The organism is Streptomyces sp. NBC_01017 (assembly GCF_045162795.1).
GTDB classification, from domain to species: domain Bacteria; phylum Actinomycetota; class Actinomycetes; order Streptomycetales; family Streptomycetaceae; genus Streptomyces; species Streptomyces machairae.
The window spans coordinates 5,723,473-5,741,909 of sequence record NZ_CP108683.1; the positions used below are offsets into that span (position 1 = coordinate 5,723,473).

The 18,437-nt window shown below is 70.4% G+C and carries 25 protein-coding genes, 1 tRNA gene and 1 pseudogene; 6 read left to right on the forward strand and 21 right to left on the reverse strand.

The genetic code is table 11. The features are described from left to right. Positions 1 to 29: 29 nt before the first annotated feature. From OG331_RS26225 to OG331_RS26260, 8 genes are all read right to left on the reverse strand, one after another. Entirely contained in the window at positions 30 to 950 is a 921-nt protein-coding gene (locus OG331_RS26225; RefSeq protein WP_406200460.1) for an RNA polymerase sigma factor SigF, read from the reverse strand. A gap of 268 nt (positions 951 to 1,218) precedes the next feature. Beyond that, the gene (locus OG331_RS26230; protein WP_406200463.1) at positions 1,219 to 2,073 is read right to left on the reverse strand and encodes an RNA polymerase sigma factor SigF; all 855 of its coding nucleotides are present in this window, start codon (positions 2,071 to 2,073) and stop codon (positions 1,219 to 1,221) included. 165 nt (positions 2,074 to 2,238) lie between these two features. After that, entirely contained in the window at positions 2,239 to 2,532 is a 294-nt protein-coding gene (locus OG331_RS26235) for a Dabb family protein (RefSeq protein WP_328880637.1), read from the reverse strand. Between the two features lie 21 nt (positions 2,533 to 2,553). Then, complete coding sequence (locus OG331_RS26240; RefSeq protein ID WP_328880638.1) at positions 2,554 to 2,733, reverse strand: hypothetical protein; 180 nt, start codon at positions 2,731 to 2,733, stop codon at positions 2,554 to 2,556. A 162-nt stretch (positions 2,734 to 2,895) separates the two neighbouring features. After that, a tRNA-Ser gene (locus OG331_RS26245) sits at positions 2,896 to 2,980 on the reverse strand. A 59-nt stretch (positions 2,981 to 3,039) separates the two neighbouring features. Further along, entirely contained in the window at positions 3,040 to 3,471 is a 432-nt protein-coding gene (gene tadA / locus OG331_RS26250; protein ID WP_406210281.1) for a tRNA adenosine(34) deaminase TadA, read from the reverse strand. 89 nt (positions 3,472 to 3,560) lie between these two features. Beyond that, positions 3,561 to 4,091, reverse strand: coding sequence for a hypothetical protein (locus OG331_RS26255; RefSeq protein WP_362387172.1), 531 nt, complete (start codon positions 4,089 to 4,091; stop codon positions 3,561 to 3,563). A 315-nt stretch (positions 4,092 to 4,406) separates the two neighbouring features. Then, positions 4,407 to 4,592, reverse strand: a complete 186-nt coding sequence (locus OG331_RS26260) for a hypothetical protein (RefSeq protein ID WP_328880639.1) — start codon at positions 4,590 to 4,592, stop codon at positions 4,407 to 4,409. Between the two features lie 138 nt (positions 4,593 to 4,730). Here OG331_RS26260 and upp point away from each other — a divergent pair, with 138 nt between their 5' ends. Continuing rightward, positions 4,731 to 5,366, forward strand: a complete 636-nt coding sequence (gene upp / locus OG331_RS26265; protein ID WP_406200467.1) for a uracil phosphoribosyltransferase — start codon at positions 4,731 to 4,733, stop codon at positions 5,364 to 5,366. 52 nt (positions 5,367 to 5,418) lie between these two features. On the opposite strand, the gene OG331_RS26270 is transcribed toward upp, so the two are convergent. Together OG331_RS26270 and OG331_RS26275 are read right to left on the reverse strand one after the other, a co-directional pair. Continuing rightward, positions 5,419 to 6,030, reverse strand: coding sequence for a LytR C-terminal domain-containing protein (locus tag OG331_RS26270; RefSeq protein WP_406210284.1), 612 nt, complete (start codon positions 6,028 to 6,030; stop codon positions 5,419 to 5,421). Between the two features lie 136 nt (positions 6,031 to 6,166). Continuing rightward, complete coding sequence (locus OG331_RS26275) at positions 6,167 to 6,463, reverse strand: type II toxin-antitoxin system VapB family antitoxin (RefSeq protein WP_003999914.1); 297 nt, start codon at positions 6,461 to 6,463, stop codon at positions 6,167 to 6,169. A gap of 192 nt (positions 6,464 to 6,655) precedes the next feature. On the opposite strand from OG331_RS26275, the gene OG331_RS26280 reads away from it, so the two are divergent. Further along, positions 6,656 to 8,293, forward strand: coding sequence for a helicase HerA-like domain-containing protein (locus OG331_RS26280; RefSeq protein ID WP_406200469.1), 1,638 nt, complete (start codon positions 6,656 to 6,658; stop codon positions 8,291 to 8,293). Between the two features lie 49 nt (positions 8,294 to 8,342). Here the strand turns inward: OG331_RS26280 and OG331_RS26285 are convergent, their stop codons facing one another. The 5 genes from OG331_RS26285 to OG331_RS26305 form a co-directional block, all read right to left on the reverse strand. Further along, positions 8,343 to 8,468, reverse strand: coding sequence for a hypothetical protein (locus OG331_RS26285; RefSeq protein WP_328880642.1), 126 nt, complete (start codon positions 8,466 to 8,468; stop codon positions 8,343 to 8,345). A gap of 57 nt (positions 8,469 to 8,525) precedes the next feature. Then, on the reverse strand, positions 8,526 to 8,867 hold the full coding sequence (locus tag OG331_RS26290; RefSeq protein WP_406200472.1) for a hypothetical protein: 342 nt from the start codon (positions 8,865 to 8,867) through the stop codon (positions 8,526 to 8,528). A gap of 86 nt (positions 8,868 to 8,953) precedes the next feature. After that, a complete protein-coding gene (locus OG331_RS26295) occupies positions 8,954 to 9,625 on the reverse strand; it encodes an HdeD family acid-resistance protein (protein WP_406200474.1) in 672 nt (223 codons plus the stop codon). Between the two features lie 100 nt (positions 9,626 to 9,725). Continuing rightward, entirely contained in the window at positions 9,726 to 10,319 is a 594-nt protein-coding gene (locus OG331_RS26300; protein WP_383246985.1) for an HhH-GPD-type base excision DNA repair protein, read from the reverse strand. A gap of 77 nt (positions 10,320 to 10,396) precedes the next feature. Continuing rightward, positions 10,397 to 11,116, reverse strand: a complete 720-nt coding sequence (locus OG331_RS26305; RefSeq protein WP_406200476.1) for a siderophore-interacting protein — start codon at positions 11,114 to 11,116, stop codon at positions 10,397 to 10,399. A gap of 77 nt (positions 11,117 to 11,193) precedes the next feature. Between OG331_RS26305 and OG331_RS26310 the strand changes: the two genes are divergently transcribed. From OG331_RS26310 to OG331_RS26325, 4 genes are read left to right on the forward strand one after another with little or no spacing between them, the layout of a single operon-like run. Next, positions 11,194 to 13,374, forward strand: a complete 2,181-nt coding sequence (locus OG331_RS26310; protein WP_406200478.1) for a penicillin acylase family protein — start codon at positions 11,194 to 11,196, stop codon at positions 13,372 to 13,374. Then, positions 13,367 to 13,966: a GNAT family N-acetyltransferase gene (locus OG331_RS26315; RefSeq protein WP_406200480.1), complete on the forward strand. Its 600-nt coding sequence runs from the start codon at positions 13,367 to 13,369 to the stop codon at positions 13,964 to 13,966. The genes OG331_RS26310 and OG331_RS26315 overlap by 8 nt, the downstream gene beginning before the upstream one ends. After that, positions 13,963 to 14,436, forward strand: a complete 474-nt coding sequence (locus tag OG331_RS26320; protein WP_328426348.1) for a cupin domain-containing protein — start codon at positions 13,963 to 13,965, stop codon at positions 14,434 to 14,436. The genes OG331_RS26315 and OG331_RS26320 overlap by 4 nt, the downstream gene beginning before the upstream one ends. Continuing rightward, positions 14,433 to 15,206, forward strand: a complete 774-nt coding sequence (locus OG331_RS26325; RefSeq protein ID WP_406200483.1) for an SDR family NAD(P)-dependent oxidoreductase — start codon at positions 14,433 to 14,435, stop codon at positions 15,204 to 15,206. The genes OG331_RS26320 and OG331_RS26325 overlap by 4 nt, the downstream gene beginning before the upstream one ends. Positions 15,207 to 15,209: 3 nt before the next feature. On the opposite strand, the pseudogene OG331_RS26330 reads toward OG331_RS26325, so the two are convergent. The 6 genes and pseudogenes from OG331_RS26330 to OG331_RS26355 all read right to left on the reverse strand — a co-directional run bounded on the left by OG331_RS26330 (position 15,210) and on the right by OG331_RS26355 (position 18,433). Then, positions 15,210 to 15,693: pseudogene (locus OG331_RS26330) on the reverse strand (hypothetical protein). Positions 15,694 to 15,777: 84 nt separating this feature from the next. Continuing rightward, entirely contained in the window at positions 15,778 to 16,002 is a 225-nt protein-coding gene (locus tag OG331_RS26335; protein WP_406200486.1) for a DUF397 domain-containing protein, read from the reverse strand. Positions 16,003 to 16,573: 571 nt separating this feature from the next. Further along, positions 16,574 to 17,416 (reverse strand): helix-turn-helix domain-containing protein, encoded by an 843-nt coding sequence (locus tag OG331_RS26340; protein ID WP_406200488.1) that lies wholly within the window; start codon positions 17,414 to 17,416, stop codon positions 16,574 to 16,576. A gap of 15 nt (positions 17,417 to 17,431) precedes the next feature. Further along, a complete protein-coding gene (locus OG331_RS26345; protein WP_365061412.1) occupies positions 17,432 to 17,947 on the reverse strand; it encodes a DUF6879 family protein in 516 nt (171 codons plus the stop codon). Next, positions 17,934 to 18,161: a hypothetical protein gene (locus OG331_RS26350; RefSeq protein WP_406200491.1), complete on the reverse strand. Its 228-nt coding sequence runs from the start codon at positions 18,159 to 18,161 to the stop codon at positions 17,934 to 17,936. Before OG331_RS26350 ends, OG331_RS26345 begins: the two co-directional genes overlap by 14 nt. An 89-nt stretch (positions 18,162 to 18,250) precedes the next feature. After that, complete coding sequence (locus OG331_RS26355; protein WP_365061410.1) at positions 18,251 to 18,433, reverse strand: DUF397 domain-containing protein; 183 nt, start codon at positions 18,431 to 18,433, stop codon at positions 18,251 to 18,253. Between the last annotated feature and the right edge of the window lie 4 nt (positions 18,434 to 18,437).

Genomic DNA, 18,437 nt, shown 5'->3' on the forward strand with positions numbered 1-18,437 from the left:
CCGTCAAATATGAAGGGGGGGAGCGGGGGTCAGTCGGAGATGAGGCCTTCGCGCAGCTGCGCCAGGGTCCGGGTCAGCAGCCGGGAGACGTGCATCTGGGAGATGCCGACCTCCTCGCCGATCTGCGACTGGGTCATGTTCGCGAAGAAGCGGAGCATGATGATCCGGCGCTCTCGGGGCGGGAGTTTGGCCAGCAGCGGCTTGAGGGACTCGCGGTACTCGACGCCCTCAAGGGCGGTGTCCTCGTACCCGAGCCGGTCGGCCAGGGAGCCCTCGCCGCCGTCGTCCTCCGGGGCCGGGGAGTCCAGCGAGGAGGCGGTGTACGCGTTGCCGACCGCGAGGCCGTCGACGACGTCCTCCTCGGACACGCCCAGCACGGCGGCGAGTTCGGTCACCGTCGGGGAGCGGTCCAGCTTCTGGGAGAGCTCGTCGCTGGCCTTGGTGAGGGCGAGGCGCAGCTCCTGGAGCCGGCGCGGCACGCGCACCGACCACGAGGTGTCGCGGAAGAACCGCTTGATCTCGCCGACCACCGTCGGCATCGCGAACGTCGGGAACTCCACGCCGCGTTCGCAGTCGAAGCGGTCGATCGCCTTGATCAGGCCGATGGTGCCGACCTGGACGATGTCCTCCATCGGCTCGTTGCGCGAGCGGAAGCGGGCGGCCGCGTAGCGCACCAGCGGGAGGTTGAGTTCGATCAGCGTGTCCCGGACGTACGCGCGTTCGGGGCTGTGCTCGTCCAGTGCGGCGAGCCGCAGGAACAGGGAGCGGGACAGGGTGCGGGTGTCGATGTCACCCGAGGCCGGGATGGCCGGGACGGCCGGGACATCGGTTGCCGGGAGGGCCTGGGCCGGGACGGCCTCCAGAGCCGTGACGTCGTCGAGAACGGCGTCGGGCGCGGACTCGCTCTTTGTGAGCGTGAGCACCTTCGAGCTGCCCTGGTCTGCGGACATGCCACCCCCTTTGGGTCGCGGGACGGTCGTGACGAACGCTCCGAACGAGGAACGCCAGCCTTCACCTGAATACCGGAGCCGAAGCCACGGCAAACGCGCTTCCCGAAGAATGTCACATGTCGGCAACACGCTGTAGTGACATGTCGACATGTGAGACTTGAATCCGCCCTGGATAAACGGGGTCTGACGGTTTTTCAACGGACAACTGTCGGGATCCGCCCTGGTGGGCGATTCGCTCGCGACGGTTACGACTCGATCCTGCTTGCGGTTACGCGTCGATCCGGTTCGCCGAACGCAGTCGCTGGAAGCTACGCGCGAGTAGCCTCGAAACGTGCATCTGGGAGACCCCGAGTTCCGCACTGATTTGCGATTGGGTGAGGTTGCTGTAGTACCGCAGAAGAAGGATTCTCTGCTCGCGTTCGGGGAGTTGGACCAGCAGGTGCCGCACCAGGTCCCGGTGCTCCACGCCGTCCAGGGCCGGGTCCTCGTAGCCGAGGCGGTCCAGCAGTCCGGGCAGCCCGTCGCCCTCCTGTGCGGCCTCCAGCGAGGTGGCGTGGTACGAGCGTCCGGCCTCGATGCAGGACAGCACCTCGTCCTCGGTGATGCGCAGCCGCTCGGCGATCTCGGAGGTGGTGGGGGTGCGCCCGAAGCTGGTGGTGAGGTCCTCGGTCGCGCTGTTGACCTGGACCCACAGCTCGTGCAGCCGGCGCGGTACGTGGACCGTGCGGACGTTGTCCCGGAAGTACCGCTTGATCTCGCCGACGACGGTCGGCATGGCGAACGTCGGGAACTGCACGCCCCGCTCCGGGTCGAAGCGGTCGATGGCGTTGATGAGCCCGATCGTGCCGACCTGGATCACGTCCTCCATCGGCTCGTTGCGGGAGCGGAAGCGGGCGGCCGCGTAGCGCACGAGCGGGAGGTTGGCCTCGATGAGCGCCCCGCGCACGCGGTTGTGCTCCGGCGTGCCCGGCTTCAGGTCCTTGAGCTCCCCGAAGAGCACCTGTGTCAGCGCCCGGGTGTCGGCACCGCGGCTGCGGGGCGGCGGGGACGCGGGGGTGTCCTCCTGGGTCGGGACTTGAGGCGCAGTACTGGCCGGCACGGTCAACTCCACCTCGTGATCCATCAACTCATCCGTCAAAAGCGGTCATAGCATCACAAGACAGTTCATTGTGTTCAAGTACCGCATAATCCCGTGTTGGGGATGGAACGCTGCGCAAGACACGCGAAAGCCCCCCGCCGTTCCGGCGGAGGGCTGCGGGGGTTCCGGGAGGATCCGGGGGGCCGTGGCTCAGAATTCGTAGTCGGCGATCACCCAGGTGGCGAACTCCCGCCACAGCGTGACGCCCGCCTGGTGCTCGGGGTGCTCCGCGTACGTGCGCAGGGCGGCGGCGTCCTCGAAGGCGGAGTTGATGGCGAAGTCGTAGGCGATGGGGCGGTCGCTGAAGTTCCAGCCGAGCTCCCAGTGCCGCAGCTCGGGGATCTTGCCCTCCAGCGAGCGGAAGGCCTCGACGCCCTCCACGACCCGCGGGTCGTCGCGCTCGACGCCCTCGTTGAGCTTGAAGAGGACCAGGTGGCGGATCATGAGTACTCCCTGCGGCAGGACCTAGCTGTCGCCACCGTTGGCGATCCACGTCATGAAGTCGCCGATGGCCTGGGCGGCGTCCGATATGCCCTCGAACCCTATCTGCACGTAGTCGGCGGCCTTGGCCGGGTCCGTGATGATCACGTAGAGCGCGAAGACCACGACCACATAGACGGCGACCTTCTTCGAATTCACCGCCATCGCGGCCTCCCCTGTGGCTGCTGTTTCTGACTGTGTCTGCTGCGCCGAACGTGTCGAAAGAGCCGAAAGGGCCCCGTGTTACCGGCGGTGAGTGTAACCTTCGCGCCTCTCGGGAGATCAACAGCACGAAGGGCCCCGTCTGACGACGGGGCCCTTCTTCAGCGGTAGCGGAGGGATTTGAACCCTCGGTGACTTGCGCCACACTCGCTTTCGAGGCGAGCTCCTTCGGCCGCTCGGACACGCTACCGAGGGAGACCTTACAGCACGCCCCGGCCTGCTCCGAAATCGGTATTCGCCGAGCTCGGATCACCGATCCCGGAAGAACTCCGTGAGCAGCCGGGCGCACTCCTCGGCGAGCACGCCCTCGATCACCTCGGGCCGGTGATTGAGCCGCCGGTCGCGCACGACGTCCCACAGGGAGCCCGCCGCGCCGGCCTTCTCGTCCCGGGCGCCGTAGACGACCCGGTCGACCCGGGACTGAACGATGGCGCCCGCGCACATCGTGCAGGGCTCCAGCGTGACGACGAGCGTGCAGCCGGACAGCCGCCATTCGCCGACCTGCGCGGCAGCCTTGCGGATCGCCAGGATCTCCGCGTGGGCGGTCGGATCGCCGGTCGCCTCGCGCTCGTTGTGGCCGACGCCCAGCACGGTCGTGCCGTCGGCGGACAGCACGACGGCGCCGACGGGGACGTCCCCGCCCCGGACGGCCCGTTCGGCCTGGTCCAGGGCGAGCCGCATCGCGGCCCGCCAGCGGTCGCGTACGGGGTCGGGCACTTCGGATTCCTCAGGCACCTCGGGCCCCTCGGGTGCCGACCCCGTCGAACGGGTCAGCGGACGGTCTCCAACACCTCCGAGGCGCCCAGCGCCTCGGCGATCGCGCCCAGCGCGTCCTCGGCGTCCAGGGCCTTGAGTTCCTTCACGCCGACGCCGAGGTCGTCGAGGATCTCGCTGTCGCCGACGGGGCTGTGCGGGACGGCGTCCGCGCCGCCGCCCTCCTCGTCGTCATCGGAGTCGCCGTCGGGCTCCTCCGTGCCGTCGAGGTCGAGGGAGTCCAGGTCGGCGCTGTCGTCGCCGGGCTCCCTGCCGAGCAGTTCGTCGGTGAGCAGGATCTCGCCGTAGCTGCTGCGGGCAGCGGCGGCGGCGTCCGAGACGTAGATACGCGGGTCGTCCTCACCGTCGATGCGGACGACGCCGAACCAGGCGTCCTCCTGCTCGATGAGCACCAGCACCGTGTCGTCCTCGGGCGAGGCTTCACGGGCCAGTTCGGCCAGATCCGACAGGGTCTCCACATCGTCGAGCTCTGTGTCGCTCGCTTCCCACCCGTCTTCGGTGCGCGCGAGCAGTGCGGCGAAGTACACCGTGACTCTCCCACTGGTCATAGGCGTGCCGGTTGGGGGTCCCCCCGGCGGAGGTTGGGGGCGGGGAGAGCTGTGCTCCGAGCCCACCCACTCGGAATCGTGGCAGAAACAAGGCGTTCAGGGGACGTCTTCGGCTCCCTGTGTCCGGCAGTTTTGATCGCGTCGTCCCGAGGGGGTCCGCGAGCACGTCCGTGAAGGACTCACCAGCACACTCGTTGCCGCCACGTGCGGATCGTACGCGGCTTTTCCAGGTGTCCACGCACGCTCACCACCTCAACGCCCCCGAAGGGGGCGGATCTTCCCCGGTGCCTCGCCCTACCAGCGGAACGTTCGCATGCGCATGGCGTGGCGCAGCCGGGCCGCCTTGGCGCGGCGTGGCTGGACGCGGTCCCGCAGCGCGCGGGCTTCGGCGAGCTCCCGCAGGAACTGCGCCCGGCGGCGGCGACGCGCGGAGTCGGCTTCCTCCTGCGCGGTGTCCGCCGGGGACTCACGGTCAGGCATCGGCACATCACCCCCGGTACGTCCCTCCCACTTTCCCTCCGATGGGCGGTTTGATGCCAGCGCAAGGGTTAAGTGATGGCCCTGGGGTTGCTGCGTGTGAGGACGCTGGGCATACCGGGCCCGGTTACTGTTGTGGACATGCGTCTCCACGTCGTCGACCACCCCCTGGTCGCCCACAAGCTCACCGCGCTGCGCGACCAGCGCACCGACTCCGCGACCTTCCGCCGGCTCGCCGACGAACTGGTCACCCTGCTCGCCTACGAGGCCACGCGGGACGTGCGCACCGAAGCGGTCGACATCACGACCCCGGTCACCGGCACCACCGGCGTCAAACTCTCCTACCCGCGCCCCCTCGTGGTGCCGATCCTGCGCGCCGGCCTCGGCATGCTGGACGGCATGGTCCGGCTGCTGCCGACCGCCGAGGTGGGCTTCCTGGGCATGATCCGCAACGAGGAGACGCTCCAGGCCTCCACGTACGCCTCGCGCATGCCGGAGGACCTCTCGGGCCGTCAGGTCTACGTCCTGGACCCGATGCTCGCCACCGGCGGCACGCTGGTCGCGGCGATCCAGGAGCTCATCAAGCGCGGCGCCGACGACGTCACGGCCGTGGTGCTGCTGGCCGCCCCCGAGGGCGTCGAGCTCATGGAACGCGAGCTCGCGGGCACCCCGGTGACGGTCGTGACGGCCGCCGTCGACGACCACCTCAACGAGCACGGGTACATCGTGCCGGGGCTCGGGGACGCAGGGGACCGCCTGTACGGCGCCGCCGAGTAGCCCTGCCGGGCTGCCGAACGGGCTCCACGAGGCTTAAGGGCCCTGCTCTCCCTCAGCAGCTCTTCTTGCCGGTGGGCGTCGGCTCGGGGTTGGCCAGCGTGGCCAGCGCCTTGTCGGCGTCGGCCTTCTTCGCGAGCTCCTTGAAGCCGTTGCCGATGATCAGGTCGACGGCCGGGCCCTTGCGCGCGGCGTCGGTGCGGCGCTCCGCGGTGCCGAGCTGGGTGCCGAGGACGGGCAGCGCGGTGTCCAGGGACGACGACGGGCCGAGCAGTAGCCCGGTGCCCTTGACCTTCTTGTCGAACTCCTTGGCCGCGTTGCCCACGTCGCCGATCTTGAAGCCGCGCTTCTTCAGCTCGTCCGCGGTCTGCTTGGCGAGGCCGCTGCGGGTCGTGGCGTTGAAGACGTTGACGGTGATCCCGCCCGGCTTGGGCAGGGCCGCCGCCGCGGTGGCCGAGGGCGTGGCCCGGGACCCGCAGTCGGCCTTCGGACCGGCCGCCGAGGCCTTTCCGCCGTCGGTGAAGACATCGATGAGCTGCAGAGTGCCCCAGCCGATCATGCCTAGTACGGCGGCCGAGGCGACGGTGAGGACGACGAGCCTGCCGCGCCGCCGAGGACGGCGCATTCGCGGGTACTTGTCCCCCTTGATCCGGTACTGGCCGCCCATGCCCGGGGGAGTCAGCATGCTCATGGGCGCAGCGTAGTGCGCCCGAGCGGCAATGCCTACTAGATGATCATTCGATGCCGCCCGGTCCAACCCGAAAGGGTCAACAAGTGGCGCCCGGGAGCGGGCCGGCCCGGGTTCAGTCCAGTTCGAGGACGCGCGCGTGCAGCACCTGGCGCTGCTGGAGCGCCGCGCGCACCGCGCGGTGCAGGCCGTCCTCCAGATACAGGTCGCCCTGCCACTTCACGACGTGCGCGAAGAGGTCGCCGTAGAACGTCGAGTCCTCGGCGAGCAGGGTTTCCAGATCGAGCTGGCCCTTGGTCGTCACGAGCTGATCGAGGCGGACCGGGCGCGGCGCGACGTCCGCCCACTGCCGGGTGCTTTCCCGGCCGTGGTCGGGGTACGGCCGGCCGTTTCCGATGCGCTTGAAGATCACACGGAAAGCCTACCGGTCAAGACCTTCCGGGCGCAGCCATGGCGGCGCAGTGCGACGCTGGAAAAACCGGGGCAAACGGAATGAAACGGCAAAGATCGAGACGGCGACGGCCAGATCGACGGGGCGGCGGGGTGCTGCGACGGGTTGCTCCGAACGGGGATAGGTCGGAATTTCAGTGGGCGGAGGTCTGGCATGAGCGAGCGAGAGAGCAGGGCCAAGGGCGGGCCGGCGACCGTGTCGTCGGCCGGGGCTCCCGAGATGCGGGGCACTGCCGCCGCGCTGCCGCAGGAGGCCCTGGAGATCGCCGCCGGGTATGCCTTCGGCGGCCCCGCCCTCGATCTGGGCGCCCTGCTCTGGGACGGCCGGTGCCTGCCCGACGCGCAGGTCCGGGTGCCGTTGCCCATGCTGAACCGGCACGGCCTGGTCGCGGGCGCCACCGGTACCGGCAAGACCAAGACGCTCCAGCTGATCGCCGAGCAGCTGTCGGCGCAGGGTGTGCCGGTGTTCCTGGCGGACATCAAGGGCGACCTGTCCGGGGTCGCGGCGCCGGGCCAGGCGAACGACAAGGTGCGCTCGCGTGCCGCCGAGGTCCACCAGGAGTGGGCGGCGACCGGCTTCCCCGCCGAGTTCTACGCCCTCGGGGGCATCGGCCACGGCATTCCCGTACGGGCCACGGTCACCAGCTTCGGCCCGGTCCTGCTGTCCAAGGTGCTCCGGCTCAACCAGACCCAGGAGCAGTCCCTCGGCCTGATCTTCCACTACGCCGACACCAAGGGCCTGGAGCTGGTCGACCTCAAGGACCTCAGGGCGGTCGTCGCCTTCCTCACCTCCGACGAGGGCAAGGGAGAGCTCAGGAACATCGGCGGGCTCTCGACCGCCACCGCCGGGGTGATCCTGCGCTCCCTGACCGCCTTCGAGGCGCAGGGCATGGCGGACTTCTTCGGGGAGCCGGAGTTCGACACGAGCGAGTTCCTGCGGACGGCACCCGACGGGCGGGGCGTCGTGTCGGTCCTCGAACTGGCCGCCGTGCAGGACAGACCGCAGCTGTTCTCGACGTTCCTGATGTGGCTGCTCGCGGACCTCTTCCACGACCTGCCCGAGGTCGGGGACGCCGACAGGCCGAAGCTCGTGTTCTTCTTCGACGAGGCGCATCTGCTGTTCGACGACGCGTCCAAGGCCTTCCTGGACTCGATCGCGCAGACCGTGCGGCTGATTCGCTCGAAAGGGGTCGGCGTCTTCTTCGTGACGCAGACGGCGAAGGACGTCCCCGCCGATGTGCTCGGCCAGCTCGGCAACCGCATCCAGCACGCACTGCGCGCCTTCACGCCGGACGATCAGAAGGCGCTCAAGGCCACGGTGAAGACCTTCCCCAACTCGGCGTACGACCTGGAGGAACTCCTCACCGGCCTCGGCACCGGCGAGGCCGTGGTGACGGTGCTCAGCGAGAAGGGCGCCCCGACACCGGTCGCCGCGACCCGGCTGCGGGCCCCCGAGTCGCTGATGGGGCCGGTCGAGGCCGGCGCGCTGGAGCGGGCGGTGACGGCGTCCGCGCTGTACGGGCGGTATGCACAGGCTGTGGACAGGGAGTCGGCGTACGAGCGGCTCCACGCGTCCCGCGGCGCGAAGGGGCCGGACGAGATGCGCGAGGCCACGGCGGCCGGGGAGCGCAGGGGCCGGCACAAGGAGCGGGAGGAGCAGAAGGAGCAGTCCTCCGTCGTCGAGCAGGTCGTCGGGAGCGGCATGTTCAAGTCCCTCGCCCGGTCGCTCGGTTCGCAGATCGGGCGGGAGATCACCCGGTCGGTCTTCGGCACGGCGCGGCGGAGGCGGTAGACCCGCAGACCGGTGGACCCGGTGGGAGCCCGCCTCCGCCGCGCCCGTGTCAGCCGCGCCCCCGTTCCTTCGGGGCGTGCTGCGGCTTCTCCTTCTGCGGCTGCGGCTTCGGCGTGTTGCGTACGGATTCCGCGCGCAGCAGGGCGCGCAGGACGGCGTAGTGGTCGGTGGGCATGGCTGTGCTCCTTGTGGCTCCTTGTGCCGTACTGACTGACCTCGTCGCGGGGGTCTGTCAGCAGCGCAGGACCACGGTGCGCACGATGTGCGTGAGGTACGGCGGCCGTGGCGGCGCGGCAGGCGTCAGGCCTGCCCGGACGCATCGCGCGGGCTTCGGCTGCGGGCCGGTACCCGACCGTGCCGGCCGTACGGCGCTGCGCCGGTCGCCGCGGGCCGCCGGCCGCAGGGCCGTGTCGAGGACGTCATGCTCGGCGACCTCGCCGGGGGCGCCCGCCACGACGGGCAGGGCGTGCGCCTGGGCGTGCGCGCCGGGCACCAGAAGCGCGAGCAGCAGCACGAGGACCCGCAGCCAGGCGCGGCTGCGCGAGCGGCGGCGTGCGGTACTCGCGGTACTCACGGAAGGTCATCTCCCCGGGGGCCGCACGGCGTTCATCCCGTTCGGGGTGAGATACGCCCGCACGGCGTACTGATCCGCGGCGCGTCTCACAGCTCGTGCGGGACCTGGCGCGCCCGCTTGCGCATCCGGATTCCGATGACGATCTCGACGACACCGACCGCCACCAGCCAGCACCCGCCGAGCAGCATCAGTACGGTGACCGACTCGATCGGGGAGTCGATCAGCACGATTCCGCCGACGACGGTGACGATGCCGAGGAAGATCTGCCAGCCGCGGGCCGGCATGGACTTGTCGGAGGCGGCGGCCAGGGTCTGGGTGACGCCGCGGAAGAGCCAGCCGATGCCGATCCACAGGGCGAGCAGCAGGATCGACTGCATCGGGCGGCGGAAGCAGAACAGACCGAGGAGGACCGACACGGTGCCGCTGACGAAGGCCAGCACCCGCAGCGAGGTCGTCCGGTGCGTGCCGAACGCGGAGACCAGCTGGAAGACGCCGCTGATCAGGAGGTAGAGGCCGAAGAGGACCGCGGAGACGAAGAGCGGGGCATCCGGCCAGACCAGGACCAGGATGCCCAGCACCAGCGAGCAGACCCCGGTGCCCAGCACGACCTGCCAGGCGGCCCGGGACAGGACGTGCAGGGGCCCCTCGAAGGCGGGCTCGGCCTCCCGCGCCGCCCCCGCCCCGGGCGGATGCCCCGCATGAACCCGCCGGTCGTCATAGTCCCGGCCCCCGAGGGGGCCACCCGGTGACTCGGTCATGCTCCATGCTGGGAACGTCCCCGTTCCGCCCGCCATTCGGGGCGGTCCAGTCGGCTGACGGCCGGCCGCTCGCCGTGGCCGGGGGCCGCTGCCGCGCTGCCTACTTCCGCGCCGCCTTCGCCGCCTTGGCCGCCGCCTTCATCTCCTGCTTGTGCGCGCGCACCTTGGTCAGGGACTCGGGGCCCGTGATGTCGGCGACGGAGCGGAAGGCCTGCGGCTCGCCGTAGGCACCCGCGGCCTCCTGCCAGCCCGCGGGGCGCACGCCCAGTTGCTTGCCGAGGAGGGCGAGGAAGATCTGGGCCTTCTGCTTGCCGAAGCCGGGCAGGTCCTCCAGACGGCGCAGCAGTTCACGTCCGTCGGCGACGCCCTTCCAGACGAGCTCGGCCTCGCCGTCGTAGTGCTCGACGAGGTACTGGCACAGCTGCTGGATCCGCTTGGCCATGGAGCCCGGGTAGCGGTGCACGGCCGGTTTCTCGGACAGCAGGGCCACGAAGGCGTCGGGGTCCTGGGCCGCGATGTCGTGCGCGTCGAGGTCGTCCGCGCCGAGCCGGTCCGCGATCGTACGGGGACCTTTGAACGCCCACTCCATCGGAACCTGCTGGTCCAGCAGCATGCCGACCAGTGCGGCGAGCGGGCTGCGGCCGAGGAGTGCGTCGGCCTCGGGGTCCTGGGCGAGATGCAGGGTGACGTCCATGACCCCGATCATCCCGCGCGCACCGACCGTACGCGCGCGGGGGCAGGGACGCGCAAGGGGTCCGCGTCCCTGCCCGGTCAGGGGCGCCAGTACCCCAGCGCGTTCACCCGCTGCTTCGGCAGGCCCAGTTCCTTGCGGACGTAGGAGGTCAGGGCGCGGGTCGTCGCCGTGTCGCAGGCGATCCAGACGTACGGCTCATCGGTGCCCTTGAGCAGGTCGGGCAGGGCCTCCTTCACCTGGGTTACCAGGTGGGCCCCGGCGTCGCGCCTGGGCAGGGTCCGTACGTCGTGCCGGGCCTCGGCCGTCCGGAAGGGCAGGCCGTCCCGCTCGCCCTCGAACCACACCGTCGCCGGCGCGGAGTCCAGGGCCGAGAGGAGGGAGTTGAGGGCGGGGAGGGAGGCCGTGTCCGCGATGGCGAAGACGTGGGAGGGGGCCGGGTCGGGTTGGGCGAAGTCCGTGCCGTGGACGGTCGCCTCGATCGTGTCGCCGGGCTGTGCCGCCCGCGCCCAGTCGCTCGCGCACCCCTCGTGCAGGGCGAACTCCAGGCTGAAGGTGCCGGCCTCCGGGTCCGCGTCGACCAGGGTGTACGCGCGCTGGTGCGGCTTGCCCGCGTTGTCGAACCACAGGCGGACCCACATGGTGGGATGGACGCCGGTCACCGCGAGCATGCCGCCGTCCTTGAGGTGGACGCGGCGGTACTGCGGCGTGACGTCCTCGGCGCCCGTCACCGTGAACACGAAGTCCTTGGCGCGCAGCAGCTTCAGGACCGCGCCCTCCCAGCCGTGCCCCTGCCCCATGGTGTCTTCACCTTTCGCGTACGATTCCCGCACCAATAACTTAGGGAAGCCTAACCTAAAGCAAAGGAGGGGCACAGGTGACCGGCGAGATCTTCCGTGATGCCTGGGGCATACCGCATCTCCGTGCCGACGGAGCGAGAGAACTCGCCCGGGTCCAGGGCCGCGTCACCGCCCTGGACCGGGCCTGGCAGTTGGAGGTGGAGCGGCACCGGTCCCAGGGCACGTCCGCGTCCTTCCTCGGCGCCGAGGCCCTGCCCTGGGACCGGTTCGTCAGACGGGCCCGCCTCGACGACACGGCGAGACGTTGTTTCGACGCCTTGGAGAGACGGGACCCGGAGACGTCGGAGTGGGTGCGGGCGTACGTCGACGGGGTCAACGAGAGTCTGGCCGAAGGCGCCCGCCGCAGCCCGGAGTTCGCGCAGGCCGGGCTCGCCCCCGGCCGCTGGGAACCCTGGACCCCGCTCGGCATCTGGCTCGGCATCCACATCCTCTTCGCGGGCTTCCCGGCCAAGCTCTGGCGTGAGCAGGTCGTACGGCATCTCGGCGCCGACGCTGTCGGGCTGTTCGCCGCCGACGGGCCCGCGACCTCCGGCAGCAACGGCTGGCTGGTGAGCGGGGAACGGACCGTCACCGGACACGCGATCATCGCCGGCGACCCGCACCGCTTCATCGAGGAGCCAGGGGTCTACCAGCAGATCCACCTCTCCTGCCCCGAGTTCGACGTCGTCGGCCTGGCCGTCCCCGGCGTCCCCGGCATCGCCCACTTCGGCCACACGGGCACGGTCGCCTGGGCCATCACCAACGCCATGGCCGACTACCAGGACCTGTACCGGGAGCGGCTGCGGCGCACCGGGGCGGGCGTGGAGGCCCTGGACCCGGACGGGGTCTGGCGGCGGGCGGTGCGGCACACCGAGGTCGTGGAGGTCGCGGGGGAGGAGCCGGCCGAGGTCGAGGTGATCGAGACGGAGCGGGGGCCGGTGATCATCGGGGGGCCGGAAGGGTTGCCCGAGGGGGTGCCGGACGGGCTGTCCGAGGGGTTGCCCGAGGGGTCGCAGGACGGGCTGCCCGAAGAGTTGCAGGAAGGTTTCTCCGCTGGGCATGTCCGGGCCGACGGCCCCCTCGCCGTCACCCTCCGCTACCCGCCCCGCGTCACCGCCGACCTCGGCTTCAGCGCCCTCCTCCCCCTCCTCCGCGCCCGCGGCGTCACCGACGTCGACCGGGCCGTCGACCTGTGGGCCGAGCCCGTCAACGTCGTCCAGGCCGCCGACACCGAGGGCGGCCTGCTGCACCGCGTCGCCGGGAAGGTGCCGGTGCGCTCCGAGGCCAACCGCACCCGGCTCGTGCCCGCCTGGCAGCCAGGCCACGACTGGCGCGGCTGGCACGAGACGCCCCGCGGCGGCCTCACCGACGGCGTCGCCGCCATGGCCAACCAGCGCGGCCTCGCCGCACCCCTGGGCGTCGAGTTCGCCCCGCCCCATCGCGCCGACCGCATCACGGCCCTGCTGGGCGAGAAGGACCAGTGGTCGGCCGCCGACATGCCGGCGATCCACATGGACACTCAACTCGCCTCCGCGGAACCCTTGCTGGGGATGCTGCACGCTCTCGAAACCCTCAGCCCCGAGGCTGCCCGCATCCGCCGGACCCTCCTCGTTTGGGACCGCCGCATGGACGCGGACAGCGTGGCCGCGGCCGGGTACGCGGCGGTGCGCGGTGCGGTCGTCCGGCGACTCGCCGCGCACCCGGCCTTCGCCGCGCTGTCCGCCCCGCCCGCCTACCCGGAGGTCCTCCTCCCCTGGCTGGCCTTGCTCCCGCGCGTCGGCTTCGCCCTGGAACACCTGCTGCGCGCCGAGGAGTTGTACGGCATCGACCGCGCCGAGATCGTCCGCGAGGCGGTCGAGGAGGTGGCCGCCGCGTCCGCCGGGCAGTTCACCGGCACCTGGGGCGACACCCACCGCCTCGCCCCGTGGCGGGCGCTCCCCACCGGCCCGTACGACGGACCCGGCCTCTCCGGCGACCACGACTGCGTGCTGTGCACCTCCGCCGTGCCCGGCCTCACCGACCTGAGCGCGCGCGGACCCGCCGCCCGCTACGTCTGGGACCTGGCCGACCGCGAGGCGAGCCGCTGGGTGGTCCCGCTCGGCGCGTCCGGCATCCCCGCCACGCCCCACCACCGCGACCAGCTCCCCCTGTGGGTCGGGGGAGATCTGGTCCCGGTCGTCACCGATTTCACCGAGTTCGAGAAGGAATCCGATGTCTGAGCCGTCCGCAGCAGTCCACGAGCAGGCCGTCGACGGATTCGGCACCGTCCGCATCCGCCCCCTCGTCCCGCACGCCGACGCCGACCTCCTGCACGGCTGGGTCAGCCAGGAACGGGCCTCCTTCTGGGGCATGAACGGCCTGACCAGGGACCAAGTGGCCGGGATCTACGCCCACATGGACACCCTCGACACCCACCACGCCTTCCTCGTGGCACTGGACGGGGACCCGGTGGCGGTGCTCCAGACGTACGAGCCGGAGGCGGACCGGGTCAGCGAGTGCTACGAGGTCCTTCCGGGCGACATCGGCATCCACCTGTTGCTGGCGCCCGCCGGTCCCGGGGGCGCGCGGCCCGGCTGGACCTCGGTGCTGCTGGCCGTCGTCGCGTCGTACGTCTTCGGCACCCTGGACCGCCGACGGGTGGTCGTCGACCCGGATGTGCGCAATGAAAAGGCCATCGCCCGCTTCCTCAAGCAGGGCTTCGTGGCCGGCCCGGTGGTCGTGTTGCCGGAGGTCGACCTCCCGGACGTGTACATCCCGGAGAAGAAGGCCCAACTCGCCTTCCTGACCCGGGAGGTAGCCTTCCGGGCGTGACCCCCGAAGACCTCGTCGCGCACTACTCACTGGAGCCGATCCCGCGAGAGGGCGGGCTGTTCAGGCAGACCTGGGCGGGGCCCGAGCTGCCCGACGGACGGCCGCAGGGGACCGCGATAGTCGTCCTGCTCACCGCGGACGACTTCTCGGCCCTGCACCGTCTGCCGTCCGACGAGGTCTGGCACTTCTATCTGGGCGACCCGCTGGAACTGCTCCTCCTCGCCCCCGACGGCACGTCACGCACCGCCGTGCTCGGCCCCGACGTCCTGCGGGGCCGGCACATCCAGCTCACCGTTCCCGCCGGGACCTGGATGGGGGCGCGGGTGGCGGAGGGCGGTTCCTGGTCCTTCTTCGGCTGCACGATGGCGCCCGGTTTCACCTACGAGGGCTACGAGCACGGCGACCTGGCGGAGCTGACGGCGCGCTATCCCTCCGAGGCCGCGCGAATCGCGGCACTGTGCCGTCCATGACCGGACGCGGACTCCTCGAAGGACAGGTCGCCCTCGTCACGGGTGCGGGTGGCGGTATCGGGCGCGGGATCGCCATGCGGTTCGCGCAGGAGGGGGCGGCGGTCGTCCTGCATTGCCGTACGGCGGTGGAGGCGGCGGGGGAAGTGGCTTCCCGTATCCGGGAGTCGGGTGGGCGGGCGCTCGTCGTGCGGGGGGATCTGACCGGGGAGGACGTCTGCCGACGCGTGGTGCGGGAGGCCGCCGACTGGGGTGACGGGCGACTGACCGCGCTGGTCAACAACGCGGGCGTACAACCGACGCGGGAGCTGCCGGGCATGACCGTGGCGGAGTGGCGGGCGGTCGTGGACACCGACCTGTCGAGCGTGTTCGCGTGTACGCAGGCCGCGGCCGAGGTGATGCGGGAGCAGGAGGGCGGCGGCTCGGTGACCCACATCGCCTCCATCGAGGCGACGCATCCGGCGCCCTTGCACGCCCACTACTCCGCCGCCAAGGCGGCAGTTGTGATGCACGCCCGTTCGGCCGCCCTGGAGTACGGCCCCTTCGACATCCGCGTCAACACGGTCTCGCCCGGGCTGATCCACCGGGAAGGGCTGGAGAAGGCGTGGCCGGAGGGGGTGCGGCGGTGGGAGCGGTCGGCGCCGACGGGGCGACTGGGGCGGCCTGAGGACGTGGGGGACGCGTGTGTGTTCCTGGCGTCGGGGCTGGCGTCCTGGGTCACCGGGCATGACCTGGTGGTGGACGGTGGGGTGTCGGCTCGGCCGACGTGGTGACGGTCATCCGAGGGGACACCGCAGGGTGGCCGTCGAACGGTTCGTGGGAGCAGGTCACCACGGCCAGCGACAGGTACGCGGGGCGTTCGAGGTAGAGGCCGTACGACGCGTCGGCTCCCGTGGCGAGTCGCTGGGCGACGGAGTCGACCAGGTGGGCCGGCCAGGCGGGGTCACGGCCGTATGCACAGGCGAACCGATGCCCGTACTCGGCCAGCCGCTCTCCGAGCCAGGCGGCTGCTTCCTTCGCCTCGCCCCAGGTGCCGCGCACGAGCGAGCGCGGCTTGACGAGCCAGTACGCCGTCTCCAGGGGCGGCAGGTCGCAGGTGAGGAACTCCGTCGCCACCTCGCGGTAGCGCTGGAGCAAGCGTTCCCCGGTGAGGTCGTTGGGGGCCGGTGGGGGTGGGGGCTCAGGGTGCGGAGGCCGCCGTAGGGCCTCGTTATCGAAGCGCTCTTTGGGGCCGGTCCAGAGGTAGCCGTGGTGGTGCACCAGTCGATCCCGTTCGAGACGTGCGAGCCGGGCCGGATCCGAGGACGAGGGGTGGCTCCGGCCCGGCTGGTGGGGAGGGGAGGGTCAGACGTTCAGTCCGAAGCGCGTTGGGTCGATGCCGACCGCGTCCAGTTCCTCCGTGGTGAAGCGGAGCGGCTGTGCGTCGGGCCGCTTGCTGTCACCGAGGGCCCAGGCGTCGTCGCCGATCCGTGCCAGGGTTACGCAGCCTTCGGTGCAGGGGCCTCCGCATGCCTTCACGAACGAGGCCCCGTTGATGTCGAGTGCGTACAGGTCGTTTCCGTTCAGCATCACTGCACCTTCCTGCTCAACTGATCGCGGCCATGGCTGACCGCCGCCGCCCGGGTCGAGCGGGAGTTCAAGGGGGAGGAGAGGGAGACCCCTCAACGACCGGGGCGCCTGCCCATTTCGTTGCAGCGGCGGCACCGGCAGGGCGGCCAATCGGCAGTGAGCAGGGCCGGCAGGTCATCTGTGGTGAACACGATCTGCTCAGGCCCCCACGTACGCCCGGAGTCACGAGAGACGCGCATGGTCATCAAGGGCCGGTTGGCATAGAGACTTGAGCCCGTTTCCTTGCTCATGACGTGTGTGTCGCTGCTTGATGCTTACGCAGCTCTACATTCACGTCAGATACGGCACTGTAGTCACCGGTGGAGCGGGCGTTCTGTCTGGCAACGGCCAGTGGCAGACACGCGGCACAGCCAGGTACGGCGGAGGGTTCGGCAGGCAGCTCGGTCAGGCCGTAATCCTGCGGCTTCCGGGTCTCCATGCGTCGCCTCCACGTCCGATCGCCTCTCGGTGCAACGACCGTATGGAGACAGCGGGTTGCCGATCCACGGACTTGCATGAGCTTGCGCAGCGATCACCCGAGTGCGTCGATGGCGGCGGTGATGAGCGATCTGGCCTGTGTGCCGTACACGGCGATGGCGGACAGCTCGGCGAACGCCTTCGCGTAGTCCGCGATCTCGCCGGGTTGGGTGACGGTCAGGTGTGCGGAGACGAGTTCCACGTTCACCTGTGCGTCGTCGTACATGGTGAACGATTCGACGGGCCACCCGGAACCACGCGGTGCGCCGAGAGGAATGACGCCCAGGCTGACGGAAGGGAGCGAGGCGACAGAGAGCAGGTGGCCGAGTGCTCCGGCCATAGTGTCGTCGTCGCCTATGACGGTGCGCAGTACCCATTCTTCGACGAGCAGGGCGAACCGGTGGTCGCCGGTGTGGAGGATGCGCTGCCGATCCATGCGGACCGCCACGGCGTCGTCGATGTCGTCGGGGACGTCCCGGAGGTGGGCCACGGTGCTCAGCACCGCGCGGGTGTAGGCGGAGGTCTGTAGCAGACCGGGGAGCACCCAGGACTGGTAGACGCGGAATCGGCGGGTGCGCTCGAAGAGCGGTGCCACAGATTGTTGGACGCGCCGAAGGCCCGCCCGCTCCATGCGCCGCCACTGGATGTAGGCGCCCTCTATGCCACGTGCCGTGGCGATCAGGTCGGAGGTCTGGTCCTGCGCGCCGCAGAGAGTCGTGTACGTCCGAATGTCCGCGTCGGACGGGGACGTGCGCCCGTTCTCAAGTCGGGAGCACTTCGACTCGTGCCAGTCGGCGCGCCTGGCCAGCTCTCGTGCCGTAAGGCCGACGTCCAGGCGGATCTCGCGGAGACGCCGGCCGAGGGCCTCCCGTGCCTGCTGAACACTGGATGAAGTCACACCGGGGATTGTGGATCAGGAGAGCGTGTAGTCCTCGTGTGGCACTGCCAAGGCCCAGACGGCCTCGAAGGCACCGGCACACAGCTTCACGACACCCGGGTCGTCAGTGAACTCCTCGTCGTCCGGAGCAAGTTCGCCATCACCGGCGAAGTGGTTGAAGACAACGGAGCTGTCGTCGAAGAGCCAGAAGTCGTTGCCGGGGAGGGCCAGCGCGGACGCGTGACGGCGTGGCAGCCAGCGCACCTGCTCGCCGGACTCCACGTTGGGGCCGGTCAGGTGGTGCTCGAACCGGATGTAGTCCGACACCGGCTCCGACACGATCCGGGCCCTGCGGACCTCGACGCCCTGGGCTACGAGGTCGGCGACGAGCCGTAGCCACGGTCGACGGTCCGGGTCGCTCTCCGCGGGATCATTGCGGACGCCGTTCTGCCAGGCCGCGAATCGAGGGTCGGAGCGCATGTACGCGTCGCGCATCTCCAGATGGACGGCGGAACGGGTGCAGCGCCGCAGTCTGTCCTCAAGCGTCGGCACGGCCACCGCCCTTCACTTCCGGGAAGAGTTGCACCATGCGCTGAGGGATCTCGATCACATCCTCGTGGCCTGGAAGATCCAGCTGCGAACGCCGAATTTCGTCGTCCACCTTCCAGCCTTGCACCAGGTAGGTGCCCTTCTCGTCATCGAGGTAGATGGTGGGCGACTTACCCTCCGGGCTCTCGGGGTCCTGGCCAAGTTTGATCAGAGCCATCGCTGCCTCCCTTGTTGTTGGGCATCAGTGCTCGATCTTGCGCTCAACGTCGAATGGGAGCCAGGAACTTGCAAGAACTTGTACGCGGATTACCGCGTCGCGGCCATCGCGAGTGAGAGGAAGCCCGTCCACGCGGTGGGCCGGAGGGTGAGGTGCGGGCCGGTCGGGTTCTTGGAGTCGCGGATGTGGATGGTGGTGGGGGTGGTGGCTATCTCGACGCAGTTCGAGCCGTCGGGGCTGTAGCTGGACTTCTTCCAGTGGAGTTCGGGCACGGTT

Bases quoted from the DNA above. Each gene is read 5' to 3' on its own strand.
- OG331_RS26225 (WP_406200460.1), bottom strand. From the start codon at position 950: ATGTCCGCAGACCAGGGCAGCTCGAAGGTGCTCACGCTCACAAAGAGC.
- OG331_RS26230 (WP_406200463.1), bottom strand. From the start codon at position 2,073: ATGGATCACGAGGTGGAGTTGACCGTGCCGGCCAGTACTGCGCCTCAA.
- OG331_RS26235 (WP_328880637.1), bottom strand. From the start codon at position 2,532: ATGATCCGCCACCTGGTCCTCTTCAAGCTCAACGAGGGCGTCGAGCGC.
- OG331_RS26240 (WP_328880638.1), bottom strand. From the start codon at position 2,733: ATGGCGGTGAATTCGAAGAAGGTCGCCGTCTATGTGGTCGTGGTCTTC.
- tadA (WP_406210281.1), bottom strand. From the start codon at position 3,471: ATGCGGCTCGCCCTGGACCAGGCCGAACGGGCCGTCCGGGGCGGGGAC.
- OG331_RS26260 (WP_328880639.1), bottom strand. From the start codon at position 4,592: ATGCCTGACCGTGAGTCCCCGGCGGACACCGCGCAGGAGGAAGCCGAC.
- upp (WP_406200467.1), top strand. From the start codon at position 4,731: ATGCGTCTCCACGTCGTCGACCACCCCCTGGTCGCCCACAAGCTCACC.
- OG331_RS26270 (WP_406210284.1), bottom strand. From the start codon at position 6,030: ATGGGCGGCCAGTACCGGATCAAGGGGGACAAGTACCCGCGAATGCGC.
- OG331_RS26280 (WP_406200469.1), top strand. From the start codon at position 6,656: ATGAGCGAGCGAGAGAGCAGGGCCAAGGGCGGGCCGGCGACCGTGTCG.
- OG331_RS26285 (WP_328880642.1), bottom strand. From the start codon at position 8,468: ATGCCCACCGACCACTACGCCGTCCTGCGCGCCCTGCTGCGCGCGGAA.
- OG331_RS26295 (WP_406200474.1), bottom strand. From the start codon at position 9,625: ATGACCGAGTCACCGGGTGGCCCCCTCGGGGGCCGGGACTATGACGAC.
- OG331_RS26300 (WP_383246985.1), bottom strand. From the start codon at position 10,319: ATGGACGTCACCCTGCATCTCGCCCAGGACCCCGAGGCCGACGCACTC.
- OG331_RS26305 (WP_406200476.1), bottom strand. From the start codon at position 11,116: ATGGGGCAGGGGCACGGCTGGGAGGGCGCGGTCCTGAAGCTGCTGCGC.
- OG331_RS26315 (WP_406200480.1), top strand. From the start codon at position 13,367: ATGTCTGAGCCGTCCGCAGCAGTCCACGAGCAGGCCGTCGACGGATTC.
- OG331_RS26325 (WP_406200483.1), top strand. From the start codon at position 14,433: ATGACCGGACGCGGACTCCTCGAAGGACAGGTCGCCCTCGTCACGGGT.
- OG331_RS26335 (WP_406200486.1), bottom strand. From the start codon at position 16,002: ATGCTGAACGGAAACGACCTGTACGCACTCGACATCAACGGGGCCTCG.
- OG331_RS26350 (WP_406200491.1), bottom strand. From the start codon at position 18,161: ATGGCTCTGATCAAACTTGGCCAGGACCCCGAGAGCCCGGAGGGTAAG.